The sequence below is a fragment of the Pseudomonas sp. C9 genome (assembly GCF_002000165.1).
Taxonomy (GTDB): Bacteria; Pseudomonadota; Gammaproteobacteria; order Pseudomonadales; family Pseudomonadaceae; genus Aquipseudomonas.
Window position 1 is genome coordinate 4092308 of sequence record NZ_MPAK01000001.1, and the last position, 26497, is coordinate 4118804.

24 protein-coding genes, 4 tRNA genes and 1 riboswitch are annotated in these 26497 nt (G+C 58.6%); of the genes, 21 read left to right on the top strand and 7 right to left on the bottom strand.

Annotated features, from left to right (window positions below; genetic code table 11):
* Window positions 1-121: 121 nt before the first annotated feature.
* The 7 genes from BMS17_RS19080 (at window position 122) to astE (ending at window position 7990) form a co-directional block, all read left to right on the top strand.
* Window positions 122-1342 carry an aspartate aminotransferase family protein gene (locus tag BMS17_RS19080; protein WP_046031529.1) on the top strand — a complete coding sequence of 407 codons (1221 nt, stop codon included), beginning with the start codon at window positions 122-124 and terminating at the stop codon, window positions 1340-1342.
* Between the two features lie 201 nt (window positions 1343-1543).
* Window positions 1544-2563, top strand: a complete 1020-nt coding sequence (gene aruF / locus BMS17_RS19085; protein WP_046031530.1) for an arginine/ornithine succinyltransferase subunit alpha — start codon at window positions 1544-1546, stop codon at window positions 2561-2563.
* 84 nt (window positions 2564-2647) lie between these two features.
* Complete coding sequence (astA, locus tag BMS17_RS19090) at window positions 2648-3673, top strand: arginine N-succinyltransferase (protein ID WP_046031531.1); 1026 nt, start codon at window positions 2648-2650, stop codon at window positions 3671-3673.
* On the top strand, window positions 3673-5139 hold the full coding sequence (gene astD / locus BMS17_RS19095; RefSeq protein ID WP_077431443.1) for a succinylglutamate-semialdehyde dehydrogenase: 1467 nt from the start codon (window positions 3673-3675) through the stop codon (window positions 5137-5139). The genes astA and astD overlap by 1 nt, the downstream gene beginning before the upstream one ends.
* Window positions 5140-5307: 168 nt before the next feature.
* A complete protein-coding gene (astB, locus tag BMS17_RS19100) occupies window positions 5308-6654 on the top strand; it encodes an N-succinylarginine dihydrolase (protein WP_077431445.1) in 1347 nt (448 codons plus the stop codon).
* Window positions 6655-6680: 26 nt separating this feature from the next.
* Entirely contained in the window at window positions 6681-6968 is a 288-nt protein-coding gene (locus BMS17_RS19105) for a hypothetical protein (RefSeq protein ID WP_046031534.1), read from the top strand.
* Between the two features lie 11 nt (window positions 6969-6979).
* Complete coding sequence (gene astE, locus BMS17_RS19110; RefSeq protein ID WP_046031535.1) at window positions 6980-7990, top strand: succinylglutamate desuccinylase; 1011 nt, start codon at window positions 6980-6982, stop codon at window positions 7988-7990.
* A gap of 167 nt (window positions 7991-8157) precedes the next feature.
* Here the strand turns inward: astE and BMS17_RS19115 are convergent, their stop codons facing one another.
* Window positions 8158-8667 (bottom strand): 6,7-dimethyl-8-ribityllumazine synthase, encoded by a 510-nt coding sequence (locus BMS17_RS19115; protein ID WP_046031536.1) that lies wholly within the window; start codon window positions 8665-8667, stop codon window positions 8158-8160.
* Window positions 8668-8769: 102 nt separating this feature from the next.
* A riboswitch (FMN riboswitch) is annotated at window positions 8770-8941 on the bottom strand.
* Window positions 8942-9137: 196 nt separating this feature from the next.
* Here BMS17_RS19115 and ltaE point away from each other — a divergent pair.
* The 7 genes from ltaE to BMS17_RS19150 all read left to right on the top strand — a co-directional run bounded on the left by ltaE (window position 9138) and on the right by BMS17_RS19150 (window position 15103).
* A complete protein-coding gene (ltaE, locus tag BMS17_RS19120) occupies window positions 9138-10142 on the top strand; it encodes a low-specificity L-threonine aldolase (protein ID WP_077431447.1) in 1005 nt (334 codons plus the stop codon).
* Between the two features lie 146 nt (window positions 10143-10288).
* Entirely contained in the window at window positions 10289-12907 is a 2619-nt protein-coding gene (gene alaS / locus BMS17_RS19125; RefSeq protein WP_046031538.1) for an alanine--tRNA ligase, read from the top strand.
* 91 nt (window positions 12908-12998) lie between these two features.
* Window positions 12999-14240 (top strand): aspartate kinase, encoded by a 1242-nt coding sequence (locus tag BMS17_RS19130; RefSeq protein WP_046031539.1) that lies wholly within the window; start codon window positions 12999-13001, stop codon window positions 14238-14240.
* Between the two features lie 188 nt (window positions 14241-14428).
* The gene (csrA, locus tag BMS17_RS19135; RefSeq protein ID WP_002554426.1) at window positions 14429-14617 is read left to right on the top strand and encodes a carbon storage regulator CsrA; all 189 of its coding nucleotides are present in this window, start codon (window positions 14429-14431) and stop codon (window positions 14615-14617) included.
* A 62-nt stretch (window positions 14618-14679) separates the two neighbouring features.
* Window positions 14680-14770: transfer RNA gene (locus tag BMS17_RS19140), tRNA-Ser, on the top strand.
* A 108-nt stretch (window positions 14771-14878) separates the two neighbouring features.
* Window positions 14879-14955, top strand: a tRNA-Arg gene (locus BMS17_RS19145).
* A gap of 71 nt (window positions 14956-15026) precedes the next feature.
* A tRNA-Arg gene (locus tag BMS17_RS19150) sits at window positions 15027-15103 on the top strand.
* Between the two features lie 19 nt (window positions 15104-15122).
* Here the strand turns inward: BMS17_RS19150 and BMS17_RS19155 are convergent.
* On the bottom strand, window positions 15123-15641 hold the full coding sequence (locus tag BMS17_RS19155) for a SmpA/OmlA family hypothetical protein (RefSeq protein ID WP_046031540.1): 519 nt from the start codon (window positions 15639-15641) through the stop codon (window positions 15123-15125).
* A 319-nt stretch (window positions 15642-15960) separates the two neighbouring features.
* On the opposite strand from BMS17_RS19155, the gene mgtE reads away from it, so the two are divergent.
* On the top strand, window positions 15961-17403 hold the full coding sequence (gene mgtE / locus BMS17_RS19160) for a magnesium transporter (protein WP_046031541.1): 1443 nt from the start codon (window positions 15961-15963) through the stop codon (window positions 17401-17403).
* A 102-nt stretch (window positions 17404-17505) separates the two neighbouring features.
* On the opposite strand, the gene BMS17_RS19165 is transcribed toward mgtE, so the two are convergent.
* Window positions 17506-17832 (bottom strand): Arc family DNA-binding protein, encoded by a 327-nt coding sequence (locus BMS17_RS19165; protein WP_028620557.1) that lies wholly within the window; start codon window positions 17830-17832, stop codon window positions 17506-17508.
* 387 nt (window positions 17833-18219) lie between these two features.
* Here BMS17_RS19165 and phnN point away from each other — a divergent pair, with 387 nt between their 5' ends.
* Window positions 18220-18792 (top strand): phosphonate metabolism protein/1,5-bisphosphokinase (PRPP-forming) PhnN, encoded by a 573-nt coding sequence (gene phnN, locus BMS17_RS19170; protein WP_046031542.1) that lies wholly within the window; start codon window positions 18220-18222, stop codon window positions 18790-18792.
* Here phnN and BMS17_RS19175 read toward each other — a convergent pair.
* Together BMS17_RS19175 and BMS17_RS19180 are read right to left on the bottom strand one after the other, a co-directional pair.
* The gene (locus BMS17_RS19175) at window positions 18767-18946 is read right to left on the bottom strand and encodes a PA3371 family protein (protein ID WP_046031543.1); all 180 of its coding nucleotides are present in this window, start codon (window positions 18944-18946) and stop codon (window positions 18767-18769) included. The genes phnN and BMS17_RS19175 overlap by 26 nt on opposite strands.
* A gap of 23 nt (window positions 18947-18969) precedes the next feature.
* Complete coding sequence (locus BMS17_RS19180) at window positions 18970-19200, bottom strand: hypothetical protein (protein WP_046031817.1); 231 nt, start codon at window positions 19198-19200, stop codon at window positions 18970-18972.
* A gap of 297 nt (window positions 19201-19497) precedes the next feature.
* On the opposite strand from BMS17_RS19180, the gene BMS17_RS19185 reads away from it, so the two are divergent.
* Window positions 19498-19574, top strand: a tRNA-Arg gene (locus tag BMS17_RS19185).
* Window positions 19575-19621: 47 nt separating this feature from the next.
* On the opposite strand, the gene BMS17_RS19190 is transcribed toward BMS17_RS19185, so the two are convergent.
* Window positions 19622-20167 (bottom strand): autotransporter outer membrane beta-barrel domain-containing protein, encoded by a 546-nt coding sequence (locus tag BMS17_RS19190; RefSeq protein ID WP_077431449.1) that lies wholly within the window; start codon window positions 20165-20167, stop codon window positions 19622-19624.
* 311 nt (window positions 20168-20478) lie between these two features.
* Here BMS17_RS19190 and BMS17_RS19195 point away from each other — a divergent pair, with 311 nt between their 5' ends.
* The 4 genes from BMS17_RS19195 (at window position 20479) to BMS17_RS19210 (ending at window position 25650) form a co-directional block, all read left to right on the top strand.
* Complete coding sequence (locus BMS17_RS19195) at window positions 20479-22083, top strand: tetratricopeptide repeat-containing response regulator (protein WP_077431451.1); 1605 nt, start codon at window positions 20479-20481, stop codon at window positions 22081-22083.
* Window positions 22080-22772, top strand: coding sequence for a sensor histidine kinase KdpD (locus BMS17_RS19200; protein ID WP_046031546.1), 693 nt, complete (start codon window positions 22080-22082; stop codon window positions 22770-22772). The genes BMS17_RS19195 and BMS17_RS19200 overlap by 4 nt, the downstream gene beginning before the upstream one ends.
* Before the next feature lie 199 nt (window positions 22773-22971).
* A complete protein-coding gene (locus BMS17_RS19205) occupies window positions 22972-24213 on the top strand; it encodes a glutamine synthetase family protein (RefSeq protein ID WP_175649042.1) in 1242 nt (413 codons plus the stop codon).
* Window positions 24214-24282: 69 nt separating this feature from the next.
* Window positions 24283-25650, top strand: coding sequence for an MFS transporter (locus BMS17_RS19210; RefSeq protein WP_046031548.1), 1368 nt, complete (start codon window positions 24283-24285; stop codon window positions 25648-25650).
* 64 nt (window positions 25651-25714) lie between these two features.
* Here the strand turns inward: BMS17_RS19210 and BMS17_RS19215 are convergent, their stop codons facing one another.
* On the bottom strand, window positions 25715-26461 hold the full coding sequence (locus BMS17_RS19215; protein WP_077431454.1) for a flagellar brake protein: 747 nt from the start codon (window positions 26459-26461) through the stop codon (window positions 25715-25717).
* Window positions 26462-26497: the final 36 nt, after the last annotated feature.

Consider the following 26497-nt stretch of genomic DNA (forward strand, 5'->3'; position numbering starts at 1 on the left):
GAATCCGGGGTTTGCGCTATAAGAAGTTGTCGCTTGGCGGCAAGGCCGGGCTGAAAACTGTCCTTACAATCCCCCCATCGCTCGCCAGTTTCAGGCGAGTGTTCCTCTTCAGGAGACTCCGATGTCCGTTGAGCACGCTGCGGTACAACGCGCCGATTTCGACCAGGTAATGGTTCCCAACTACGCGCCTGCCGCTTTCATCCCCGTGCGTGGTGCCGGTTCCCGCGTCTGGGACCAGTCTGGCCGCGAGCTGATCGACTTCGCCGGCGGGATTGCCGTTAACGTATTGGGCCACGCACACCCTGCGCTGGTCGGTGCCTTGACCGAGCAGGCGAACAAGCTGTGGCACGTGTCCAACGTGTTCACCAATGAGCCGGCCCTGCGCCTGGCGCATAAGCTGATCGACGCTACCTTTGCTGAGCGCGTGTTCTTCTGTAACTCCGGCGCCGAAGCCAACGAGGCCGCTTTCAAGCTGGCCCGTCGGGTCGCCTTCGATCGCTACGGCAGCGAGAAGTACGAAATCATCGCCGCGCTGAACAGTTTCCACGGCCGTACCCTGTTCACTGTGAACGTCGGTGGCCAGTCGAAGTACTCCGACGGCTTCGGTCCGAAAATCACCGGCATCACCCACGTGCCTTACAACGATCTGGCTGCGCTCAAAGCCGCCATTTCCGACAAGACCTGCGCCGTTGTGCTGGAACCGATCCAGGGTGAGGGCGGCGTATTGCCGGCCGAACTGGCTTACCTGCAAGGCGCCCGCGAACTGTGCACCGAGCACAATGCGCTGCTGGTGTTCGACGAAGTGCAGACCGGTATGGGCCGCAGCGGCAAGCTGTTCGCCTACCAGCACTACGGCGTGACCCCGGACATCCTGACCAGTGCCAAGAGCCTGGGCGGCGGTTTCCCGATCGCTGCCATGCTGACCACTGAAGACCTGGCCAAACACCTGGTCGTCGGCACCCACGGCACCACCTATGGCGGTAACCCGCTGGCGTGTGCGGTTGCTGAAGCGGTGATCGACGTGATCAACACCCCTGAAGTGCTGGCCGGCGTCAACGCCAAGCACGACAAGTTCAAGGCACGCCTGGAGCAGATCGGCGAGAAGTACGGCCTGTTCACTCAGGTCCGTGGCCTGGGGCTGCTGATCGGTTGCGTACTGAGCGATGCCTGGAAGGGCAAGGCCAAGGACATCTTCAACGCCGCCGAGCGTGAAGGCCTGATGATTCTGCAAGCCGGCCCGGACGTGATTCGTTTCGCCCCGAGCCTGGTGGTTGAAGACGCCGATATCGATGCCGGTCTGGACCGCTTCGAACGTGCTGCTGCGAAGTTGACTCAAGCCTGATAGACCCTTCGGCGCCTGACTATTCAGGCGTCGAATCAATTTTTTGTGCCGGGCTTAGTAAGTGTGGGAGCGGGCTTGCCCGCGATGAGGGCCTGACAGCCGACTTCATTGTTATCTGACAGGACGCTATCGCGGGCAAGCCCGCTCCCACATGAGCCGGGCATTTTACTTATGAAAGTTTTTCGAGAAAGGAGTGACACCATGCTGGTGATGCGCCCCGCGCAAATGGCTGATCTGGGCGAGGTACAGCGTCTGGCTGCGGATAGCCCGATTGGTGTCACTTCCTTGCCGGATGACGTTGAACGCCTGAGCGACAAGATCGCGGCAAGCGAAGCCTCGTTTTCTGCCGAAGTCAGCTTCAACGGTGAAGAGAGCTATTTCTTCGTCCTCGAAGACACCGCCACCGGCAAACTGGTCGGTTGTTCGGCCATCGTTGCTTCGGCGGGTTATTCCGAGCCGTTCTACAGCTTCCGTAATGAAACCTTCGTGCACGCTTCCCGCGAGCTGAAGATTCATAACAAGATTCACGTGCTTTCCCAATGCCACGACCTGACCGGCAACAGTTTGCTGACCAGTTTCTACGTACAGCGCGAGCTGGTGGGGTCGCCTTGGGCCGAACTCAATTCCCGTGGCCGCCTGCTGTTCGTGGCCAGCCATCCGGAGCGCTTCGCCGACTCCGTGGTGACCGAGATCGTTGGCTACAGCGATGAAAACGGTGACTCGCCATTCTGGGATGCCATCGGCCGTAACTTCTTCGACCTCAACTACGCTGAAGCCGAACGTCTGTGTGGCCTCAAGAGCCGTACGTTCCTGGCCGAGCTGATGCCGCATTACCCGATCTATGTGCCGCTGCTGCCGGACTCCGCTCAAGAGGCGATGGGCCAGGTGCATCCACGGGCGCAGATCACTTTCGACATCCTGATGCGCGAAGGTTTCGAGACCGATCACTACATCGATATTTTCGACGGTGGCCCGACCTTGCACGCACGTGTGACGGGGATCCGTTCGATCGCCCAGAGCCGCGTCGTGCCGGTGAAAATCGGCGAGCCGGTCAAAGGTGCCGGTCGTCAGTATCTGGTGGCCAATGCCCAATTGCAGGATTACCGCGCCGTGTTGCTTGAGCTCGATTACGCGCCCGGCAAACCGGTAACCCTGGACCTGGAAGCGGCCGAAGCCCTGGGCGTCGGCGAAGGTGCCAGCGTGCGCCTGGTGGCGGTTTAACGCCGGCTTTGATTTCCAGAAAGAAATGCCTGGAAAGCAGCGAAATTTCACGGGTGGCGCAAGCGGCCCGTTTGAGGAGATAGCATGATCGTTCGTCCCGTACGCAGCAGCGATTTACCCGCTCTGATCGACCTGGCCCGCAGCACTGGCACCGGCCTGACCACTTTGCCGGCCAACGAAGAGCGGCTGGCCCATCGGGTCGGCTGGGCCGAGAAGACCTTTCGCGGCGAAGCCGGGCGCGCTGATGCGGACTACCTGTTCGTACTCGAAGACGACACGGGGCGCGTGGTGGGCATTTCTGCCATCGCCGGCGCCGTCGGCCTGCGTGAGCCCTGGTACAACTTCCGGGTCGGCCTGACGGTCAGCGCTTCGCAAGAGCTGAACATCTACCGCGAGATCCCGACGCTGTTCCTGGCCAATGACCTGACCGGTAACTCTGAGCTGTGCTCGTTGTTCCTGCACGCCGATTACCGCACCGGGCTCAATGGCCGCATGCTGGCCAAGGCGCGGATGCTGTTCATTGCCGAGTTCCCGCAACTGTTCGGCAACAAGATCATCGCCGAGATGCGCGGTGTGTCCGACGAAGCCGGGCGTTCGCCGTTCTGGGAAAGCCTGGGCCGCCACTTCTTCAAGATGGAATTCAGCCAGGCCGATTACCTGACCGGCGTGGGCAACAAGGCGTTCATCGCCGAACTGATGCCGAAGTTTCCGCTGTACACCTGCTTCCTGTCGCCAGATGCGCGCAATGTTATCGGTCAGGTCCACCCGGACACCGAGCCGGCACTGGCCATGCTCAAGAGTGAAGGGTTCAGCTACCAGGGTTACGTCGACATCTTCGACGCCGGCCCGGCCGTGGAATGCGAAACCGGCAAGATCCGCGCCGTGCGCGACAGCGAGGCACTGGTGTTGGCCATCGGCACGCCGGGTGACGACGCGACGCCTTTCCTGATTCATAACCGCAAGCGCGAAGACTGCCGGATCACTGCCGCGCCAGCACGCTTCGCCGCCGGCACGCTGGTGGTTGATCCGCTGACCGCCAAACGTCTTCAACTCAACGCCGGCGATCAAGTGCGCGCCGTTCCGTTGTCTGCTGCTCGGGAGTCGAAGTAATGAATTCGCTATACATCGCAGGTGAATGGCTGGCTGGCCAGGGCGAAACCTTCCAGTCGCTGAACCCGGTGACCCAGCAAGTGCTGTGGGCCGGCGAAGGCGCCACGGCTGCTCAGGTTGAATCCGCCGTGCAAGCCGCGCGTCAGGCATTCCCCGGTTGGGCCCGTCGTACGCTGGATGAGCGCATTGCCGTGCTTGAGGCCTTTGCCGCTGCGCTGAAAAACAAGGCTGACGAACTGGCGCGCTGCATCGGTGAGGAAACCGGCAAGCCGCTGTGGGAATCGGCGACCGAAGTGACCAGCATGGTCAACAAGATTGCGATTTCGGTGCAGAGCTACCGTGAACGTACCGGCGAGAAAAGCGGCCCGCTGGGCGACGCCACCGCTGTGTTGCGTCACAAACCACACGGCGTGGTGGCCGTGTTCGGTCCTTACAATTTCCCTGGCCACTTGCCGAACGGTCATATCGTGCCGGCGCTGCTGGCCGGTAACAGCGTGTTGTTCAAACCGAGCGAGTTGACCCCGAAAGTCGCCGAGCTGACGGTCAAGTGCTGGATCGAAGCTGGCCTGCCAGCGGGCGTGCTGAACCTGCTGCAAGGCGCTCGCGAAACCGGTATTGCCCTGGCGGCGAACCCGGGCATCGACGGCTTGTTCTTCACCGGCTCCAGCCGCACGGGCAACCACTTGCATCAGCAATTTGCCGGTCGTCCGGACAAAATCCTTGCGCTGGAAATGGGCGGTAACAACCCGCTTGTGGTCGACGAAGTGGCGGACCTGGATGCCGCCGTTTACACCATCATCCAGTCGGCCTTCATTTCTGCCGGCCAGCGTTGCACCTGCGCACGTCGTTTGCTAGTGCCGCAAGGCGCATGGGGCGACACGCTGCTGGCGCGTCTGGTGGCGGTCAGCTCGACGATTGAAGTCGGCGCGTTTGATCAGCAGCCGGCACCGTTCATGGGTTCGGTGATTTCCCTCAGTGCTGCGAAAGCGCTGATGGATGCGCAGGAACATTTGCAGGCCAATGGTGCGGTGGCGTTGCTGGAGATGACTCAGCCTCAGGCTCAAGCGGCCTTGCTGACCCCGGGCATTCTGGATGTCACTGCCGTTGCCGATCGTCCTGACGAAGAGCTGTTTGGCCCGTTGCTGCAAGTGATCCGCTACGCTGATTTTGAAGCGGCGATCGCTGAAGCCAACGACACCGACTATGGCCTGGCGGCGGGCCTGCTGTCGGACTCCGAGGCACGTTATCAGCAGTTCTGGCTGGAAAGCCGCGCCGGTATCGTCAACTGGAACAAGCAATTGACCGGTGCGGCGAGCAGCGCGCCATTTGGCGGCGTCGGTGCCTCGGGCAACCATCGCGCCAGCGCCTACTACGCCGCCGATTACTGCGCGTATCCGGTGGCCTCGCTGGAAACGCCGAGCCTGGTGTTGCCGGCGGCCCTGACGCCTGGCGTGAAGATGGCGTAACGCCGATTCGCGGGCAAGCCCGCTCCCACAGGATTTGTGAGGGTCACAACATGTGTGAACGCCTCTAAACCTGTGAGAGCCGGGCTTGCCCGCGATGGCAGCGACTCGGTCGCACTGAACAGCTAGTTATTGAAGCCTATAACAACAGATTCTCGTGGAGCCTCGCTGATGAAATCCTATGAAGTCAATTTTGACGGTCTAGTGGGGCCGACCCATAACTACGGCGGCCTGTCCTACGGTAACGTCGCGTCCCAGAGCAACAGCCAGCAGTCTTCGAACCCGAAGGAAGCCGCGCTGCAAGGCCTGGCGAAAATGAAATCGCTGATGGAGATGGGCTTCCAGCAGGGCGTGCTGGCGCCGCAAGAACGCCCGGACATCGCCGCGCTGCGTCGTCTTGGCTTCAGCGGCACCGATGCTCAAGTGATCGAGCGCGCCGCCAAAGAAGCGATGCCGTTGCTGGTCGCCAGTTGCTCGGCGTCGAGCATGTGGGTGGCCAACGCCGCCACGGTCAGCCCAAGTGCCGACACGGCCGATGGCCGCGTGCATTTCACTGCCGCCAACCTCAACTGCAAATATCACCGCAGCATCGAACACCCGACCACCAGTCGCGTTCTGGGGGCAATGTTCGCCGATCAGAAGCACTTTGCTCACCACGCCGCGTTGCCGGCCGTGGCGCAGTTCGGTGACGAAGGCGCCGCCAACCACACCCGTTTCTGCCGTGAATACGGTGAAGCAGGCGTCGAGTTCTTCGTGTTCGGTCGCAGCGCTTTCGATACCCGTTACCCGGCGCCGCAGAAATACCCGGCGCGCCAGACACTGGAAGCGTCCCAAGCCGTTGCCCGCCTGCACGGCTTGAGTGAAGACGGCGTGGTCTACGCGCAGCAGAACCCGTCGGTGATCGATCAGGGCGTGTTTCACAACGACGTGATCGCCGTGGGTAACGGTGAGGTGTTGTTCTATCACGAGGACGCGTTCCTCGACACCGAGCAGATGCTGGCGGAACTGCAAAGCAAACTCGCCAAGGTCGGTGGGAAATTCCAGTCAGTCTGCGTACCGCGTTCGGCAGTTACCGTCGAAGACGCCGTTCGTTCCTACTTGTTCAACAGCCAACTGCTGTCGCGTCCTGACGGTTCGATGCTGTTGATCGTGCCGGAAGAGTGCCGTGGCAACGAGCGTGTCTGGCAATACCTGCAAGGTTTGACCGGCTCCGGCGGCCTGATCCGTGAAGTGAAGGTATTCGATCTCAAGCAAAGCATGCAGAACGGCGGTGGCCCGGCTTGCCTGCGGCTGCGCGTCGCACTGAATGAAACCGAGCTGGCGGCCGTCAATCCAGGGGTTATCATGACGGCCCCGTTGTACGGCACGCTGACCGAATGGGTCGACAAGCACTACCGCGACCGCATGACCGAAACCGATCTCGCGGACCCGCAATTGTTGCTTGAGTGCCGGACGGCACTGGATGAACTGACGCAAATCCTTAAACTGGGCGCGGTTTATCCATTCCAGATCAATTGAAAGTCTCAACCGAGAGCGTAAAAAACATGAGCGATACCCTGCAGCTGATCCTTGAAGACACCGACGGCACGCAACTGGAAACTTCCTGCACCCGCGTCGCGGTCATGTGGCAAGGCAAAGAGCTGTGGATCCAGCACGATGGCCGCGGCCAACTGCTGATCGGTGTGGACGTTGAAGAAGGCGACGCTGAATACGCCAACCTGCTGCTGCGCCCATTGGCGACTAATCTGGTAAGTCTGCAACTGGAAATGGAACCGGCTGAAGTCGGCGACGAAGACCACGTGCATGGCCCGGATTGCGCACACGACCACTAAGGAAACGCTCTATGCTCGCCCTCGGCAAACTGCTTGAACTAACCCTCGCCGGCCGCGAACCGGCGGAGAAGACTCAACTGACAGTCGAAGGCGTGCGGATGCGCTGGTTGAGCGAAGGTGCGCTGGAAGTCCGGCCACCTGAGGCTCGCGACAACGGCCTGGACCTGCTGCTGTCGGCCGGTATCCATGGCAACGAAACAGCGCCGATCGAATTGCTCGATCGCCTGTTGCATGACATCGCCCGTGGCGACCTCAAGCCACGCGCACGTATTCTGTTCCTGTTCGGTAACCCCGACGCGATCCGTAAAGGCGAGCGTTTTATCGAGCAGGACGTCAATCGGCTGTTCAATGGCCGTCACGAACAAAGCAGCGGCTCAGAAGCCTTGCGCGCTTGTGAGCTGGAGCGGCTGGCGGCGAGTTTCTTCAGCCTGCCGGATCGCCAGCGCCTGCACTACGATCTGCACACTGCGATTCGCGGCTCGAAAATCGAACAGTTCGCCTTGTACCCCTGGAAGGAAGGCCGCCAGCATTCGCGTCTGGAACTGGCGCGCCTGCGTGCTGCCGGGATGGAGGCCGTGCTGTTGCAGAACAAGCCGTCCATCGTCTTCAGTTCCTACACCTACGACAAGCTGGGCGCCGAGTCCTTCACCCTTGAACTGGGCAAGGCACGGCCGTTTGGGCAGAACGACGGGGTCAACGTTTCCCTGCTGGAAAACCGCCTGAAACAGATCATCGAAGGCACCGAGCCGGAACTGACCGACGCAGCGCTGGACGGTTTGCAGCTGTACAGCGTGGCGCGGGAAATCATCAAGCACAGCGATAGCTTCCGCTTGAACCTTCCAGTGGACATCGAGAATTTTTCGCAGCTGGAGGTGGGTTATCTGCTGGCGGAAGACATCGCCAATACCCGCTGGATCATCGAAGAAGAGGGCGCCCGGATCATCTTTCCGAACCCCAAGGTGAAGAATGGCTTGCGTGCCGGCATTCTGGTCGTGCCGACGACTGACGAAAACCTGGCCTGACCACAACTTAAGCGATACGCAACCCACCCTGTGGGAGCGAGCTTGCTCGCGATAGCGGTATAACAAACAACATCACCGTTGAATGTTAAACCGCTATCGCGAGCAAGCTCGCTCCCACAGTTGGTTTGGGTGAAGGCAGAGACTTCACCCGGACCAAAGATTTTGGATTAGACAGCCATTGCACGCGGCTCGGTGCGGCGCAGCGCACGCATCTTCTGCAGCGTATCCGCGCACGTTTTCGCCGCTTCCTGGCCTTTATGCAGGAAATGCTCGAAGAAGAATTTCTGGTGCTCTTCACCGGCATGGAAGTGGTGCGGGGTCAGGGATACCGAGAACACTGGCACTTCGGTTTCCAGTTGCACCTGCATCAGGCCGCTGACTACCGACTGGGCGACGAACTCGTGACGGTAGATCCCGCCATCAACCACCAGGGCTGCGGCGACGATGCCGGCATAACGACCGGTCTTGGCCAGCAACTTGGCGTGCAGGGGCATTTCAAAGGCGCCGCCGACTTCGAAGAAATCGATTTCTGACTCCTGATAACCCTGGGCAATCATTTCGGTCACGAAGCCTTTACGGCTCTGATCGACGATTTCCTTGTGCCAGCAGGCCTGGATGAACGCAACGCGCTCGCCATGAGGGTGTTTGCTTTTGCTGTCGATTGCGGTGGGTTGCATGTTCTGACTCCTGTTTATGGTTAAAACAGGGCATATGAATCGAATGGGATTTGAGGGTGCGCACGCTCGCACGAATGCCTGCGGACGGCCCTATGGTGTCAATCCCGTTCTCTCTTCATCCGGACTATGACCGTCGGCCCCGGGATCACACCGGGTCTGCTGACCTTGTCGTCATACACAGCCAATGCCGTGCCTGTCGCCAAGCGCTCGCGGGCTATGCGCATTGCGCGCAATTACCGCCGGTGGGGAGTTGCACCCCGCCCTGAGAACGTTTTTGCCGCCGGAATGTTTGGCGGCGCAGCGTTTTTATCACATATTTGCGGTATGCGCATGGCCCCTTTTGGATGATTGTCATCGACTTTTCCGTTGGATTAATCGACCTTTTCCTGCGCAAGGGTTGATTAATCGTCGTCATGCCCGCAGTAATTCTTTCCTGAAAGGGATTTCCCCTGCTTACCGAGGCCAGATTCATGAGTGTTATCGATCTTCGCAGCGACACCGTCACCCAACCTTGTGCCAGCATGCTCGACGCGATGGCCACAGCCACCACCGGTGACGATGTTTATGGTGAAGATCCGACGGTCAATCGTCTGGAAACCGAATTGGCCAAGCGCCTGGGTTTCGCGGCGGCGCTGTTCGTTCCGACAGGCACCATGAGCAACTTGCTGGGCCTGATGGCGCATTGCGAGCGTGGCGAGGAGTACATCGTTGGCCAGCAGGCGCACACCTATAAGTACGAAGGTGGCGGTGCGGCGGTGCTCGGTTCGATTCAGCCGCAGCCGCTGGAAGTGCAGGCCGATGGCTCGCTGGACCTGGCCCACGTGGCGGCCGCGATCAAACCGGACGATTTCCATTTCGCCCGCACCCGTTTGCTGGCGCTGGAAAACACCATGCAAGGCAAGGTGCTGCCGCTTGAATATCTGGCGCGGGCCCGCGGTTTTACCCGTGAGCACGGGTTGCAACTGCACCTGGACGGCGCGCGGTTATACAACGCGGCAGTCAAACTGGGGGTTGATGCCCGGGAAATCACTCAGCACTTCGATTCCGTTTCGGTCTGCTTGTCCAAAGGCCTGGGAGCGCCAGTCGGTTCGGTGCTGTGCGGTTCGGTCGAGTTGATCGGCAAGGCACGCCGGTTACGCAAAATGGTCGGCGGTGGCATGCGTCAGGCCGGGATTCTGGCCGCGGCGGGCCTGTACGCGCTGGACAACAACGTCCAGCGTCTGGCCGACGACCATGCCAACGCACAGTTGCTGGCCGAAGGCCTGCGTGCGGCGGGCTATGAGGTTGAACCGGTGCAGACCAACATGGTTTACGTGGCCATGGGTGACAACGCCGAGGCGATCAAGCACTTCGCCGCTGATCGTGGCATCAAGCTCAGTGCTGCCGCTCGGCTGAGAATGGTCACGCACATGGATGTCAGCCGTGCTCAAATCGAACAAGTCGTCGCGGCATTCGTCGACTTTTCGCGCAAGTGATAGCGTTAGCGTTCCATTTGACCGTTTCTATCGTATAAACACGCTGTACCCCGCGCGCAGGGCCGATATAATGCGGCCCTTTGCCGTCGCTTCGTCTGTTGACGTTTCGAACAGGCCTTTGGCCGCAGCCTCCGTGGAAGAACCTAATGAAAAGCGCAGAAATCCGTGAAGCCTTCCTTCGCTTCTTCGAAGAGCAAGGCCACACCCGTGTAGCCTCCAGCTCTTTGATTCCGGGCAACGACCCAACCCTGCTGTTCACTAACGCGGGGATGAACCAGTTCAAGGACTGCTTCCTGGGCCAGGAAAAACGCGCGTACACCCGCGCCACCAGCAGCCAGAAATGCGTACGCGCCGGCGGCAAGAACAGCGACCTGGAAAACGTCGGTTATACCGCTCGTCACCACACATTCTTCGAAATGCTCGGTAACTTCAGCTTCGGTGACTATTTCAAGCACGACGCGATTACCTTCGCCTGGACTTTCCTGACCGGCGTTTTGAAGCTGCCGAAGGAAAAACTCTGGGTCACCGTCTATGCCTCGGACGACGAAGCGTATGACATCTGGACCAAAGAAATCGGTGTGCCGGTCGAGCGCATGATTCGCATCGGCGACAACAAGGGCGCGCCTTACGCCTCCGACAACTTCTGGACCATGGGCGATACTGGCCCGTGTGGCCCATGCACCGAGATTTTCTACGATCACGGCGACCACATCTGGGGCGGCCCACCGGGCTCGCCGGAAGAAGACGGTGACCGCTACATCGAGATCTGGAACAACGTATTCATGCAGTTCAACCGCACCGCCGATGGCGTATTGCATCCGCTGCCAGCGCCGTCGGTCGACACCGGCATGGGCCTGGAGCGGATCAGTGCGGTAATGCAGCACGTAAATTCCAACTACGAAATCGACCTGTTCAAGAACCTGCTGAGCGCGTCGGCCGATGCGATCGGCTGCGAAAATGGCGATCAGTCTTCGCTGAAAGTGGTTTCCGACCACATCCGTTCGTGCGGCTTCCTGATCGCCGACGGCGTTCTGCCGTCCAACGAAGGTCGCGGTTATGTACTGCGCCGGATCATTCGTCGCGCCTGCCGTCACGGTAACAAGCTGGGCGCAACCGGTAGCTTCTTCTACAAGATCGTCGCGGCGCTGGTGGCCGAGATGGGCGAAGCCTTCCCGGAACTCAAGCAGCAACAGACCAACATTGAGCGCGTGCTCAAGGCCGAGGAAGAGCAGTTCTCCAAGACCCTGGAACACGGCTTGAAGATTCTCGAGCAGGATCTGGCCGAACTCAAAGGCACTGTGGTGCCGGGCGACGTGGTGTTCAAGCTGTATGACACCTACGGTTTCCCAATGGACCTGACCGCCGACATTGCCCGTGAGCGAGAGCTGACCATCGACGAAGCCGGATTCGAGCGCGAGATGGAAGCCCAGCGCGTGCGTGCGCGTTCGGCCAGCTCGTTCGGCCTGGACTACAACACCCTGGTCAAGGTTGACGTGGCCACCGAATTCACTGGCTACACCGATACCAGCGGTTCGGCAAAAATCGTTGCCCTGTACAAGGACGGCCAGTCGGTCGACGTATTGAGCGAAGGCGACGAGGGCGTGATCGTTCTCGACAAGACGCCGTTCTACGCCGAATCCGGTGGCCAGATCGGCGATTGTGGTTATCTGCAAGCCGGCGCTTCGCGTTTCGACGTGCGTGACACCACCAAGACCGGCGGAGCGTTCCTGCACCACGGCGTGCTGGCAAGCGGCAGCCTGATCATCGGCGCTCCCGTGGAAGCCCACGTTGAGGCTGACGTGCGTCACGCCACTTCGCTGAACCACTCGGCGACCCACTTGCTGCACGCGGCATTGCGTCAGGTGCTGGGCGATCACGTTCAGCAAAAAGGCTCGTTGGTCGACAGTCAGCGCCTGCGCTTTGACTTCAGTCACTTCGAGGCGATCAAACCTGAGCAGTTGAAAGCGCTGGAAGACATCGTCAACGCCGAGATTCGCAAGAACTCCGCCGTTGAAACCGAAGAAACCGACATCGAAACCGCCAAGAAGAAGGGCGCCATGGCGCTGTTCGGCGAGAAGTACGGCGACAACGTGCGCGTACTGAGCATGGGCGGTGATTTCTCCGTCGAGCTGTGCGGCGGTATCCATGCCAACCGTACCGGCGACATCGGCCTGCTGAAAATCATCAGCGAAGGCGGTGTGGCATCGGGCGTACGTCGTATCGAGGCAGTCACTGGTGCTGCGGCACTGGCCTACTTGAATGCGGCTGAAGAACAACTCAAGGAAGCGGCGAACCTGGTCAAGGGTAGCCGCGACAACCTGATCGACAAGCTGTCGGCTGTGCTGGAGCGCAACCGTCTGCTGGAGAAGCAACTCGAGCAGTTGCAGGCCAAGGCTGCCAGCGCGGCGGGCGACGATCTGTCGGCCTCTGCACTGGACGTCAAAGGCGTGAAGGTGTTGGCCGTGCGTCTGGACGGTCAGGACGGCAAAGCGCTGCTGGCGCTGGTCGATCAACTGAAAAACAAACTCGGCCGCGCAGTGATCCTGCTCGGCAGTGTCCATGAGGAAAAGGTCGTTCTGGTTGCAGGCGTAACCAAAGACCTGACTGGCCAACTCAAAGCCGGTGATTTGATGAAGCAAGCCGCTGCGGCAGTGGGCGGGAAGGGCGGTGGTCGTCCAGACATGGCGCAGGGCGGCGGTACAGACGCTGGCGCACTGGATGCAGCATTGGCCCTGACCGTTCCATTTGTAGAGCAGGGTTTATAAGGCAGTGTGTCTGGCCCGCGGTCTAGTGGTGGGCCAGAACGCTGTTTGAGTGATTATTTGGGCGCCCTTCATGGGCAGAGGCGGCTTTGAAATGGCTTTGATCGTACAGAAATTTGGAGGCACCTCGGTCGGCACTGTCGAGAGAATCGAGCAGGTCGCCGACAAGGTTAAGAAATTCCGCGATGCCGGCGATGACCTGGTGGTTGTGCTGTCTGCAATGAGCGGCGAAACCAACCGTCTGATCGATCTGGCCAAGCAAATCAGTGGTGATGACCAACCGGTTCCGCGTGAACTGGATGTGATTGTCTCCACCGGTGAGCAGGTGACGATTGCGCTGTTGGCCATGGCGCTGATGAAGCGTGGCGTGCCAGCGGTGTCGTACACCGGCAATCAGGTACGGATTCTGACCGATAGCGCGCACAATAAAGCGCGTATCTTGCAGATTGATGACCAGAAGATTCGCGGCGACCTGAAGGCCGGTCGCGTGGTGGTTGTCGCCGGTTTCCAGGGCGTCGACGAGCACGGCAACATCACCACCCTCGGTCGTGGCGGTTCCGATACCACCGGCGTGGCGCTGGCAGCAGCCTTGAAGGCTGATGAATGCCAGATCTACACCGATGTCGATGGTGTCTACACCACTGACCCGCGCGTGGTGTCCGTGGCCCAGCGCCTGGAAAAGATTACCTTCGAAGAGATGCTGGAAATGGCCAGCCTCGGTTCCAAGGTTTTGCAGATCCGTGCGGTCGAGTTCGCCGGCAAGTACAACGTTCCGCTGCGCGTTCTGCACAGCTTCAAGGAGGGTCCGGGCACCCTCATTACTATTGATGAAGAGGAAACCATGGAACAGCCGATCATTTCCGGTATCGCTTTCAACCGCGATGAAGCCAAGCTGACCATCCGTGGCGTGCCAGACATCCCGGGCGTTGCATTCAAGATTCTCGGCCCGATCAGTGCCGCGAACATTGAGGTCGACATGATCGTGCAGAACGTTGCGCACGATAACACCACCGACTTCACCTTCACTGTGCACCGCAACGACTACCAGGCGGCGCAAACCGTGCTGGAAAAAACTGCTAGCGAACTGGGTGCCCGTGAAGTCGTGGGTGACACCAAGATCGCCAAGGTGTCGATCGTGGGCGTTGGCATGCGTTCGCACGCAGGCGTGGCCAGCCGCATGTTCGAATCGCTGGCGAAAGAAAGCATCAATATCCAGATGATCTCGACCTCGGAAATCAAAGTCTCCGTTGTGATCGAAGAGAAGTACCTGGAACTGGCTGTGCGCGCTCTGCACACGGCTTTCGAACTGGACGCGCCAGCCCGTCAGGGCGAGTGATGCGTTTGACGAAGGGCGCGGTCTGACCGCGCCCTTCGTTTTTTTTTGAGTAGCGCGACCTGGAACTGTTCTTTTGCTCGCGCTGGTCAATACTCAGGCATGTAGGGCTGCGATCATTCTGGTTGTGGGTCGAGTGCCTTTTTTTTGCAGACTGTTGTCCCTGAAATGAAATGCGTTAGGAGAAAGGTATGCTGATTCTGACCCGTCGGTGCGCAGAAAGCCTGATTATTGGTGATGGCGAAATCACCGTGACCGTGCTCGGCGTCAAAGGAAATCAAGTGCGTATCGGTGTGAACGCCCCGAAAGAGGTTGCTGTGCACCGTGAGGAAATTTACCTGCGTATAAAGAAAGAGAAGGACGAAGAACCAAGCCATTAATTTTTATCGTTTTTTATGTTTGCAAACGGGGAAAAGGTTGGTTAAGATACGCCCCGTGTTGCGGAGAGCTGGCCGAGTGGCCGAAGGCGCTCCCCTGCTAAGGGAGTACACCTCAAAAGGGTGTCGGGGGTTCGAATCCCCCGTTCTCCGCCATTATTTGCGTAGTACGTTGTAATCTGGCTTCTTCGGTAAGTTGTTGAAATTACTAGAAAAAAGCGCTTTACAAAAAGATTCAACGGCCTATAATGCGCGGCAACAAATGCACTCGTAGCTCAGCTGGATAGAGTACTCGGCTACGAACCGAGCGGTCACAGGTTCGAATCCTGTCGAGTGCACCATTTAAGAGTTGTTTGCAGTGATGCGAGCGACTTTGCTTCAGCCAGTTGTGGTCTGGTCTAAAAACACAAATGCACTCGTAGCTCAGCTGGATAGAGTACTCGGCTACGAACCGAGCGGTCACAGGTTCGAATCCTGTCGAGTGCACCATACAACAGAAAGCCCGCATTTAATGCGGGCTTTTTGCCGTCTGGGATTTGGCTTTTCCTTTCGTACATCCTTTCTCGTCGAACTCGACATGTGCGCTGCGACCTCGCTTGGTGTCGTAACGGTAACTCGTTGATGAATTCCTGATACTGATCTTGTCTGGCTTGCCGAGAGCGCTCTCGACATCCTGTTGACTCATGCCGGCAACGACTCGTTGATTGATGATCGCTTCGCGCCGTTTTCTGGCGTCGATCAGATTTCCACATTTGTCCTCGGCTTGACCCACAATGGTCGGCGCTCTGCTTTTGCTATTCCTGCCTGATTTTTCAGTGCTGTCGGCGTTCGGCATGAGCGCCATCACGCTGCCGGGGGTGAAGGGGCGCACCTCCTGCACTGACAGGCTCTCTGCGTCCGTGCAGCTCATAGTGGTGAAGGTCAGGTGCCCGTTGGGTGCCTCGCACCGGTGGACAGCCGCCGCATGCAACCAAGGCGACAGGCAAAGCAGCGCACTCAGCAAAAAATAGTAGGAATAAGGTGACATTTGGCGTCCTCCATGACGGTCGATATCAAGGGTAGCTGCTACATTTTTTGAGAGCGGTGTGTTTTCTTTTCAGAATGAGTCGTCGCAGTTTGATAGATAAGGTGGCGCTCAGGTTTGGCTTGCAAGCGCTTGTTTCAGCCACGATTTTTTAACGTTTAAAACCGTTGGGCGGTGTATCATTGCGCCCGTCAGCCCCGCCGGGGCTTGTGGAATACATCCATGGACTTACCCAGTAGTTACTCAATACCCCGTTTTACCAATCATGAATTGACTGATTGATCCTTCCGGCGTGCCCCGCTGCTGGGAGTGGAGTTCGCCTATGTCCGAAGTTGAAGTAAAGAAAACGCAAGAAAGCCTGCAGGACCGCCTCGCTCAAGTTGTTGAGCTGTTGCAGCGTCAGCGGGTTGTCGAAGACCTGACTCATCGCCAGGAAGGTCCGCACCACGACCGGGTCGAGAACCTGGTTCACCGGCAGAATCTCGTCGAGCTGCAACGCAAGCTCGATGATCTGCACTCCGCCGACGTCGCCTACATCCTTGAAGCACTGCCGCTGGACGATCGTCTGACGCTTTGGCAGCTGGTCAAGGCGGATCGTGACGGCGACATCCTGCTCGAAGTATCCGACTCGGTCCGTGAAACCCTGATCGCCGACATGGACGATCACGAGCTCCTGGCGGCGGCCAAGGACATGGACGCCGACGAACTTGCTGACCTGGCTTCCGAGCTGCCGCGAGACGTCGTCCACGAGCTGATGGAAACCCTCGACGGCCAACAGCGTGAGCGCGTTCGCTCCGCGTTGTCCTATGACGAGGAGCAGGTCGGTGCACTGATGGACTTCGAGATGGTGACCATCCGTGAGGATGTCAGTCTCGAAGTGGTCCTGCGTTACCTGCGCCGTCTCAAGGAGCTGCCGGGTCATACCGACAAATTGTTTGTGGTCGACTATGACGGCGTGCTCAAGGGTGTGCTGCCGATCAAGCGTTTGCTGGTCAACGATCCGGAAAAACAGGTTTCGGAAGTCATGGCCAGCGATCCGGTGAGTTTTCACCCGGACGAGGACGCCTACGACGCTGCTCAGGCGTTTGAACGTTATGACTTGATCTCTGCCCCCGTGGTCGACAAGAACGGCAAGCTGATCGGCCGTCTGACCATCGACGAAATGGTCGACCTGATTCGTGAAGAGAGCGAAAACGAAGTTCTCAACATGGCGGGTCTGCGCGAAGAAGAAGACATTTTTGCGTCAGTCTGGAAATCCCTGCGTAACCGTTGGGCCTGGCTGGCGGTGAACCTGATTACTGCGTTTATTGCTTCCCGGGTAATTGGCCTGTTTGAAGGCTCCATCGAAAAACTGGTCGCGCTGGCGGCACTGATGCCGATCGTCGCCGGTATCGGTGGCAACTCCGGTAACCAGACCATCACCATGATCGTGCGGGCCATGGCTCTGGATCAGGTCAGTACCGGCAATACCTCGCGACTGATGCGCAAGGAGCTGGCGGTCGGTTTGATCAATGGCCTGGTCTGGGGCGGGGTGATTGGGGCAGTGGCCTATATGCTTTACGGCAGTTGGTCCCTTGGCGTGGTCATGACTGCCGCCATGACGCTCAATCTGTTGCTGGCAGCATTGATGGGGGTTTTGATTCCAATGACCTTGGCGCGACTTGGGCGCGACCCGGCGATGGGCGCGAGTGTAATGATTACTGCCATGACCGACAGCGGCGGATTCTTCATCTTCCTCGGGCTGGCGACGATCTTTCTGCTCTGACGTGTACGCTTTTGAAAACCCGCCCAACCCGGCGGGTTTTTTTTGCCAGATTTCAGGCAAAAAAAAGCCAGCAATTATGCTGGCTTGAGCTTTCGGGATGAATCAGGAAGCGTCGGCGGCCAATTCGGCGTCGTGGGCAATCAGCGACACGAGAGCGTTTTGTTGGCGGTGAGAGAGTTGACGAAAGCGTTGCAGTAACTCGCGTTCGTGCAATGACAGTTCGGGGCTGTCCAGGCGCATGCTCAATTCTTCGCCCAGTGCGCCTTCCTGAATAAGGCTCTGCTCAAGGCGCGCAATGATTTCGGAGTTCATGCTGCGATGATGATTGCGAGCCACCTCGGCAATGCGTTCACGCATTCCGTCTGGCAGACGTACGACGAACTTGTCAGCCGTACGGCTGGAATAAATTGCCTGTTTCAATGGGCGCATATATTTAACCGGTTAGTTCAGGGGAGCGGTTCTCGGGATTGGCCGCAGGATGTCTGGTAGGACAAGCGTTATGGCCAAATGTTCAACCTGAATTGATAGAGGCGCGCATCATGCCTCAAAGCAGCCAGATCATTGGCGTCAATTCTGTGACAAATATTGATCTGGGTAAAGGCGTTCTGCCAGCACCCATTTTCAGAAATGCGGACTGGTTGGAAAAAATTTGCCCAGCGCCGCATCGCTGAATGCATCCTTTGCCTCCGCAGGTGATGTCCGAAAACGCCTGAAGGTGCATGCTATAAGGATTCGATCCTTGATCCTTGTCTAATACAGAATAGTGGCAAATTGCCGATTTACTAGGGGCTCAAGTGTCGTGGGGGATGATTCAGGATGGATGGCAGGCTGATTTATCTGATGGGGCCTTCCGGATCCGGCAAAGACAGCCTCATTGAAGCGGCTCGAATACCGTTGCGCTCGATGAACTGCGAAGTGGTGCGTCGGGTCATCACACGCTCGGCCGAGTCTGTGGGTGAGGATGCCATCGGCGTATCCCGCGAAGAATTCGAGCGTCGCAAAGACGCAGGGGACTTTGCCTTGTCGTGGCATGCCAATGGCCTGGGTTATGGCATTCCGATTCAGATTAATGATTGGCTCAAGGGCGGTCGTCACGTACTGATCAACGGTTCTCGCGGTCATTTTGCCGAGGCGCTACAACGCTATCCCGCGCTGTTGCCGGTAGTGTTGACCGTAAAGGTTGAAGTGTTGCGCGAGCGCCTGGTGCGGCGTGGCCGCGAGAGTCTTGATGAGATCGAAGCGAGACTGCGGCGCAATGAACAATTCGCCGCTAACGATTTACTCGATAATACGCAGGTCCATCGACTGGATAATTCCGGGGAGCTCTCTGTCACCGTTGCCAACCTGCTGCATCTACTGACACTCAACGCAGAACCGGATCGAATTTGATTTTTCGACCGGCAATCAATGCCAGCACAAATAAGCCACCAAAAACGCCGCAGGCAATCAGGGGCAGGGTGACCACCGATTCCTGAACCATTGCCAGATGAAGAATGCCGCTCAGTAAGGCAAGGATCAAAAATCCTGCAGCTGATTTGGACATGCTGTGCTCCTGATAGGGATGATTCAAAATACAAAGCGTTCTGAAGCCTGCGACACGGGTGTACCTTCCTGGCTCGCATCCTGGCGAATAAAACCGTGCTGATCATTCATGACCGCTAACTGCGGGGCTTTTTGCAGTTGCAGGTAATGCGGCATGCGCTGAGCAACCTGCGTCGCACTGCTCTCGGGGGCAAAATGAAAACCCGCCAGGACTGCAAGAGCGATTGCATTCGAGAGTAAAAGGGCGCGGTTCATGAGGCTCACCTCAGCTGTTCTGGAGAACATTCTTGAGAACAGCTGAAGCAGCCCGCGTGCCAGGAGTTTAACGGCTATTAAATCCTTTAAAAACAAAGAATTAACTTATCTTTGAAAACAGCCTGCGTTGCAAATTGCAATGATGGCATTTTGAGAGGATGCAATTTGCACGGTAAACGAACCCGCCGCCATACGGGCGTCTGCCTACAGTTAAAAAGCCCTACGGACGACATGACAAACGCAGGCCTGCCCGTTAACATGCAGGCCCTCCATCGCACCGCGATGCGTGCGACTTGTGTCCCAGTAGCTCAATTGGATAGAGCATCCCCCTCCTAAGGGGAAGGCTGGCAGTTCGAACCTGCCCTGGGACACCACCTTCCTTTCCACACCGATGACGTTCCTTTTGCCGCTCCGGCCAAGGTCAGAAATCGTATTTCACCCCCAGCATGCCCTCATAGCTATGGCTGTCGCCATCAAAGGCCTTCTGATAGCCGGCTGAAATATAGAACGTGACTTTCTTGTCGGCCTGATAATCGACACCCAGGTTGGCCTCCCACCAACTCCCGCCAATATCCGCCTCGAAGGGCACGAAGCCGTCGGCCGAGGAGAATTCGGTTTTGGGTTGCCCCTTGAACTCATGCCAGACACTGGGACGCAGCCAGCCATTGGTGCGCAATGTTTCTCCTTTGTCATTTTCGCGGAACCAGTCTTTGGCAAGGCGCACGCCCAGGCGGCCAATCAGCGAGTCGACATCCCTGAAACGTACGTCGGCAGCAATGTCATTGCTGTCATCGAGGTCGATGTGCGAATAGATCAATTGGGCCTGCGGTTCGAGGTAGAGGTTTTCGTATTTGTCCTCACCTTCGCCCTTATCGATCAAGAACGGGTAGCCGCCTTCCAGTGAGGCTGTATAACCCCGGGATTGACGGCGTTGACTGTCACGGTTGTACCGACCGGTACTGTGCAGTTCGTGTTATTGGCCACCGCCGGTGACGGACAATCAACCGGCCATGCCGGCGCAACCAGGCCACCCAGCAGCGTCACGACGGTCGCGAACTGCCCTGGCAGGCGTATCTCTGGAGTAATGCTCGAGTCGGCGGACTTCGCCGGGAGGAGGTCTTCGTTTATACGCGTCGGGCCGGGGGGCGGTGGGGTTCTGACCACTCGCTCAAACATTTAGCCGACACTTGAGGCCTACTAATTCTCAAGGTAACGCCAGTGCTGGCCGATAACCCGAACGGTCACGCTCTTCTTCTTAAAATTGCCTGGAAATCTTCGATGCTGTCGTATCACCAAAAGAGTTTTCTGATCGTCGATGATTTCTCGGATTTCCGCAGTTCCGTCAGGTCCATGCTGCGTGAACTGGGCGTCAAGGACGTGGATACCGCAGATTCTGGCGAGCAGGCGCTGCGCATGTGTTCGCAGAAGTCCTACGATTTCATCCTGCAGGATTTCCACCTCGGCGACGGCAAGAAGAACGGTCAGCAAGTGCTTGAAGACTTGATGATCGAGAAGCTGATCAGCCATGAAAGTGTGTTTGTCATGGTCACTGCTGAAACCAGCCAGGCCATGGTCCTCAGTGCGCTGGAGCACGAACCGGATGCCTACCTGACCAAGCCGTTCAACCGCTCGGGCCTGGCTCAGCGCCTGGAGCGCCTGGAGCAACGCAAGAACCTGCTCAAGCCGATCCTGCAAGCACTCGACCGTGGCAAGCCACTTGAAGTGCTCAATGCCTGCATCGAGCTGTGCAAGAAAGACATCCGTTATTCACCACTGTGCTTGCGCTACCGTGCGGATGCGTTGCGCGACTTGAATCAGAACGAAGCGCTGGAGCGCCTCTACGACAGCATCATTGCTGATCGACCGTTGCCGTGGGCGTTTGCCGGGTTGGGCCAGTTGCTGTTCAAGCGCGGCCAGGTCAGCCAGGCCAAGGGCATCTACGAAAAAGCCCTGAAAGTGTTTCCGTTGATGCCTGCGTTGTATGACGGCATGGCCGACGTGCTGGTGGTCGAAGGCGACAACAAGGGCGCCCAAAAAGTACTGGAAGAAGCCATTCGTCTGTCGCCGCTGGCGGTTCGCCGACAAGCGCTGCTGGGCAAACTGGCGATGGCCAACGAAGATTTCGACACCGCCTCCCGAGCTTATCGCCAGGCGGTGAGCCAAGGGGCCCAGTCGCGTTTCAAGGATGCGGAAAGCAACCTGGGCCTGGCTCATGCCTTGATCAGCAAAGGCAGCGAGAAAGGCCTGGATACTCGCACCCGCCTGGAAATCAACACGACCCTGAGCCTGGTGGCCAAGGAAAATCCGAGCGACCCTGGCCTGCAGATTCGTGCGCGCCTGATGAAAGCCACCAGTCTGTTGCTCAACGATGCCGAAACTGCCGAGAAGCTCACCGAGCAAGCGATGATGCGCCTTGATGGCATGGAGCAATTCATGAGCGCCGAAGCGGCGCTGCTGGTGGCCAAACAATTGCAAATGCTCGGTCAGGCGAGTGCTGGCGCATCGATGTTGAAAAACTGCGCGGAAATCTACGGTGACGATCCGGTCGTGATGAAGGGCATCGCCAAACTGACTGACGACCCGACGATCCTCAGTTCCAGCAACGCCGCCGCCGAACTGAACCGCCAAGGCGTGCGGGTGTACAAGACCGGCAACCTGGTGGAAGCCCGCGCGGTGTTCCGCAAAGCGCTGGCAATGCAGCCGAAAAACATCAGTATCGCCCTGAACATGGCGCAGTCGCTGTTGCACGGCACTGACACCAGTGTGCCGTCGGCGGAAATAGAAGAATGTCGGGTTTGCCTGAAAATGGTCGGCTTGATGCCCGATACCGACGCGCGTTATCCGCGCTATCAGAAACTCAAAATCAAGGCGTTCAACGGATGAGCCAAGACAGCCCGGCATTGGATTTCTCGACGGTGATTGCCTCCACCGTGCATGACATGAAGAACTCGCTGGCCATGGTGATGCAGGCACACAGCCATTGGCTGGCGCGCTTGCCTGATCCGCAGCAGCACTGCCCGGAGCAGGGCGTCATCGAGTATGAGTTCGCGCACCTCAACGGCATGTTGGTGCAGTTGTTGGGCCTGTACAAACTGGGCGTCAATCAGCTACCGCTGCAGCCGGCCTACCACGATCTGGATGATTTCCTTGAGGCGCAACTGGCCAGTCATCAAGAAGTGTTTGCCAGTCGCGGCATCATCGCGACCTACGAAGTCGACCCGTTGAGCCCGCTGGGTTTCTTCGATCGGGAACTGGTCGCCTCGGTGCTGGGCAACATCATCAACAACGCCATTCGTTACGCGCGCGAGTCGCTGCTGATCAGCGTCAGTGACGAGGGCGGTCAACTGGTGCTGAGCATCAACGACGATGGCAACGGCTATCCGGCCGAGATGATCGAGTGTCAGGCGGATTATGTGCAGGGCATCAACTACAGCAGCAGTAGCACCGGGCTGGGCCTGTATTTTGCCGGGCGGATCGCCGCGCTGCACCAGCGCAATGGCGTCGGCGGACGCACCCTGCTCAGCAATGGCGGCCCATTGGGCGGCGGTATGTTCACCCTTTATCTGCCCTGACCGTTCTTTATTGTGTGGCACTGCTTGAAATTCTGAACAGGCGGAGCCTATTTTGTACGGGTCGCCGTTCGCGGCTCGCACAACAAAGGATTGCGTCATGACAACCGATGGCCATCGTTCACTCGCACAGCGATTGGCGGGCATTGATGAGATTGAATGTGTCACCCCGGACTTGAATGGCGTACCCCGGGGCAAAGTCATGACGGCCGAGGGTTTTCTCGAAGGACGACGCTTGCAGTTGGCGCGGGGTGTGCTGCTGCAATGCATCATGGGCGGCTATCCGCCGGCACGTTTTTACGGCAGCGATGATGGCGACCTGGCCTTGGTGCCGGACGTTGCGCACATCTATCGGTTGCCCTGGAGCCAGCAGCCTCGGGCGCTGGCCATTTGCGATGCGGACGAATTGAGCGGCGAGGGTTCGCGACTGTCGACCCGTGGTCAGCTCAAGGCTGTGATCGCGCGCTATGCGGCTCGTGGCCTGGCGCCGGTGGTAGCGACCGAGCTGGAATTCTTCGTGTTCGCGCCCAACCCCGATCCGACACAACCGTTCCAGCCTCCCGTGGGCCTGGACGGTCGTCGCGAGGACGGTCAGTCGGCGTTCAGTGTCAGTTCCAATAGCGGCTTGCGGCCGTTCTTCAGTGAAGTCTACGAATGCATGGCGGCGCTGGGTTTGCCGCGCGATACCTTCATGCATGAAATGGGTGTCAGTCAGTTCGAGATCAACCTGCTGCATGGTGATGCGCTGCTGCTGGCCGACCAGACATTGCTGTTCAAGCACCTGCTCAAGGAAGTCGCGCTCAAGCATGGCCTGACCGTGGTCTGCATGGCCAAGCCGCTGGCGCACACGCCGGGCAGTTCGATGCATATTCACCAAAGCATCGTCGACATTGCCACCGGAAAGAATGTGTTCAGTGACGAAGCCGGTCAGCCGACCGCCGCTTTCCGTCACTTCATCGGCGGTCAACAGGCCGGCATGGCTGATTTCACGGCACTGTTCGCACCCAACGTGAACTCTTATCAGCGCTTGTGCCATCCGTATGCGTCACCAAATAATGCCTGCTGGTCCCACGACAATCGGGCTGCCGGGTTGCGCATTCCGGCCAGTGCGCCGGTTGCTCGTCGGGTCGAGAACCGTTTGCCGGGGGCTGACGCCAATCCGTACCTGGCCATCGCCGCCAGCTTGGCCGCGGGCTTGTATGGTATTGAAAAAGAACTGGAGCCGAGTGAGGCGATCCAGGGTGAATTCGAAGTGCCGGATAATCTTTCGCTGCCGTGTACCTTGCATGCGGCTCTTGAGCGTCTGAAACGTAGTCAATTGGCGAAGGAACTGTTTGGCGCCGAGTTCATCGAAGGCTACGTCGCTTCGAAGTCCATGGAGCTGACCAGCTTCTTTGATGAAATTACCCCCTGGGAACGGCGTGTTTTAGCCGCCCAGGCCTGACGCTTCGTCGTCTTCGGGCTATCGTTTGGTTAGCCCGATCTTCACTGCAAGGAGCCGCTCGGAACGCCGATGCGCCAAATCTGGAAATCCTTTCGAGCGTTGTATTTCGCCTCGCTGATGATGTTGATCGGCTCGGGCCTGTTAAGCACTTACCTGGCCTTGCGCCTGGCCGCCGACCATGTCGACAGCCTGTGGGTGGGTGCGTTGATGGCGGCCAACTATTTCGGCCTGGTGCTGGGTGGCAAGATCGGTCACCGGCTGATTGCCCGGGTCGGGCACATTCGTGCGTATGCCGCGTGTGCCGGGATCGTCGGGGCGGCGGTGCTCGGCCACGGCTTGATCGACTGGCTGCCGGCCTGGCTGTTTCTGCGGGTAATCGTCGGCCTGGGCATGATGTGCCAGTACATGGTCATCGAGAGCTGGCTCAACGAACAGGCCGACGCGAAGCAGCGCGGCATGGTGTTTAGCGGCTATATGATCGCCTCGTACCTGGGCTTGGTGCTGGGTCAACTGATACTGGTCATGCACCCCGGCCTGGGCCTGGAACTGCTGATGCTGGTCGCCTTGTGTTTCGCCTTGTGCCTGGTGCCGGTGGCCCTCACTCGAAGGATTCACCCGGCGCCGTTGCACCCGGCCCCGATGGAGCCGCGTTTCTTCATCAAACGCGTGCCACAGTCGCTGAGCACGGTATTGGGTGCGGGGTTGATCGTCGGCTCGTTCTACGGTCTGGCGCCGCTGTATGCGTCCCAGCAGGGACTGTCCACCGAGCAGGTCGGTCTGTTCATGGGTAGCTGCATTTTTGCCGGCCTGCTGGTGCAGTGGCCGCTGGGTTGGCTGTCTGACCGTTATGACCGGGCGCTGTTGATCCGTTGTTTTGCCTTCAGCCTGGCACTGGCCGCGCTGCCGCTGGCGATTCTGCAGAAAGTGCCGTTGGAGGTGTTGTTCATCTCCGGCTTCCTTTGCTCGCTGGTGCAGTTCTGCCTGTATCCGTTGGCCGTGGCGTTCTCCAATGACCACGTTGAAGGTGATCGTCGGGTTTCGCTGACGGCGATGTTGCTGGTGACCTACGGTGTCGGCGCCAGTATCGGGCCGTTGGTCGCCGGGGTACTGATGAAGCTGTTCGGCAGCCAGAGTCTTTATGCGTTTTTCAGTTTCTTCGCGTTGGTGCTGGTGTGGCGGATCCGCCCGAAAGCGGTCACCAACCTGCATCAGGTCGACGATGCGCCGCTGCATCACGTGGCGATGCCGGACAGCATGTCGAGCTCGCCGCTGGTGGCGTGCCTTGACCCGCGTGTCGATGAGCAGGTAGTGCAGGAGCAGATGCACAGCCCGGTTCATCCTGAAGCGGAGCCGGACCCGACTCCTGAGCCCGAATCGACGCCACCGGAAGACCCGGACTCAGGTCGCGAGCCAAGTTTTACTGAGGCCAGGCCCTAACCTTGATGCATAAAAAAACGGGCAGTTCCGCAAGGGACTGCCCGTTTTTTGTTGAAGCGCTGGATCAGATATCGTCTTTGTCGAAGCGTCGGGCTTCACGCTGAAGCTGGTACACGAAGCGCTCGACCTGGCGCTGCTCCAGCCCGCTCATATTGTGAAAGCGGAGTCCGGCGAAGGTGGTGGAGATCTTTTCTTCGAAGTGCAGGTAACGCAATTCCACCGGTGTGGTCATGCTGCCGAAGGGCAGGGCGGCAACGAAGCGCTCGTAGACCTGGCCCAATTGCAGGCGGCTGGTGATGTCGCCCTCAAAACGCAATTTGCAACCGGTGGCGGAAATATCCAGCAACTTGCCACTGACCGGCGACTTGAGCTTTTCACCGCCCAGTTCGACATTGACCAGTTGCGCCAACTTCAACGCAGCCCGGAAGGCATTGCGGCGCTGGTGGTAGACCACTTGGTCGGGGAGTTTGCCGCGATAGCAGCGTGTGTTGCCGGATTCGTCGATGTTCAGCAGACCGTTGCTTTCCCAGGCGATGCGCACGCCCTCATGGAAGCCTTCGATCCGAAACGACTCGCCCGCCAGCAGATAGCGTTCGCCATCGCGGGGCACCATCTCGTCCAGGGCAATCATGTTGTTGTCACGGTCAACGTCCACCAGATAGCTCTGGAAGCGCTGTTTACGCTCGTGGAATGTGATGATCAGCGGATCATGGCTTTCTTGCAGTTGCCGCAGGTTACCCGCGATCTCCATGGGTGTGGAGAGTACCTTCGGTGGCTGCGGAGCATCTTCCGCGGTTAAGGCATTGGACACGGTTCATCATTCTCCGGACAAAATATGACTGCGCAT

Coding starts and splice junctions, on each gene's coding strand:
- BMS17_RS19080 (WP_046031529.1), top strand. CDS start 122: ATGTCCGTTGAGCACGCTGCGGTACAACGCGCCGATTTCGACCAGGTA.
- aruF (WP_046031530.1), top strand. CDS start 1,544: ATGCTGGTGATGCGCCCCGCGCAAATGGCTGATCTGGGCGAGGTACAG.
- astA (WP_046031531.1), top strand. CDS start 2,648: ATGATCGTTCGTCCCGTACGCAGCAGCGATTTACCCGCTCTGATCGAC.
- astD (WP_077431443.1), top strand. CDS start 3,673: ATGAATTCGCTATACATCGCAGGTGAATGGCTGGCTGGCCAGGGCGAA.
- astB (WP_077431445.1), top strand. CDS start 5,308: ATGAAATCCTATGAAGTCAATTTTGACGGTCTAGTGGGGCCGACCCAT.
- BMS17_RS19105 (WP_046031534.1), top strand. CDS start 6,681: ATGAGCGATACCCTGCAGCTGATCCTTGAAGACACCGACGGCACGCAA.
- astE (WP_046031535.1), top strand. CDS start 6,980: ATGCTCGCCCTCGGCAAACTGCTTGAACTAACCCTCGCCGGCCGCGAA.
- BMS17_RS19115 (WP_046031536.1), bottom strand. CDS start 8,667: ATGCAACCCACCGCAATCGACAGCAAAAGCAAACACCCTCATGGCGAG.
- ltaE (WP_077431447.1), top strand. CDS start 9,138: ATGAGTGTTATCGATCTTCGCAGCGACACCGTCACCCAACCTTGTGCC.
- alaS (WP_046031538.1), top strand. CDS start 10,289: ATGAAAAGCGCAGAAATCCGTGAAGCCTTCCTTCGCTTCTTCGAAGAG.
- BMS17_RS19130 (WP_046031539.1), top strand. CDS start 12,999: ATGGCTTTGATCGTACAGAAATTTGGAGGCACCTCGGTCGGCACTGTC.
- csrA (WP_002554426.1), top strand. CDS start 14,429: ATGCTGATTCTGACCCGTCGGTGCGCAGAAAGCCTGATTATTGGTGAT.
- BMS17_RS19155 (WP_046031540.1), bottom strand. CDS start 15,641: ATGTCACCTTATTCCTACTATTTTTTGCTGAGTGCGCTGCTTTGCCTG.
- mgtE (WP_046031541.1), top strand. CDS start 15,961: ATGTCCGAAGTTGAAGTAAAGAAAACGCAAGAAAGCCTGCAGGACCGC.
- BMS17_RS19165 (WP_028620557.1), bottom strand. CDS start 17,832: ATGCGCCCATTGAAACAGGCAATTTATTCCAGCCGTACGGCTGACAAG.
- phnN (WP_046031542.1), top strand. CDS start 18,220: ATGGATGGCAGGCTGATTTATCTGATGGGGCCTTCCGGATCCGGCAAA.
- BMS17_RS19175 (WP_046031543.1), bottom strand. CDS start 18,946: ATGTCCAAATCAGCTGCAGGATTTTTGATCCTTGCCTTACTGAGCGGC.
- BMS17_RS19180 (WP_046031817.1), bottom strand. CDS start 19,200: ATGAACCGCGCCCTTTTACTCTCGAATGCAATCGCTCTTGCAGTCCTG.
- BMS17_RS19195 (WP_077431451.1), top strand. CDS start 20,479: ATGCTGTCGTATCACCAAAAGAGTTTTCTGATCGTCGATGATTTCTCG.
- BMS17_RS19200 (WP_046031546.1), top strand. CDS start 22,080: ATGAGCCAAGACAGCCCGGCATTGGATTTCTCGACGGTGATTGCCTCC.
- BMS17_RS19205 (WP_175649042.1), top strand. CDS start 22,972: ATGACGGCCGAGGGTTTTCTCGAAGGACGACGCTTGCAGTTGGCGCGG.
- BMS17_RS19210 (WP_046031548.1), top strand. CDS start 24,283: ATGCGCCAAATCTGGAAATCCTTTCGAGCGTTGTATTTCGCCTCGCTG.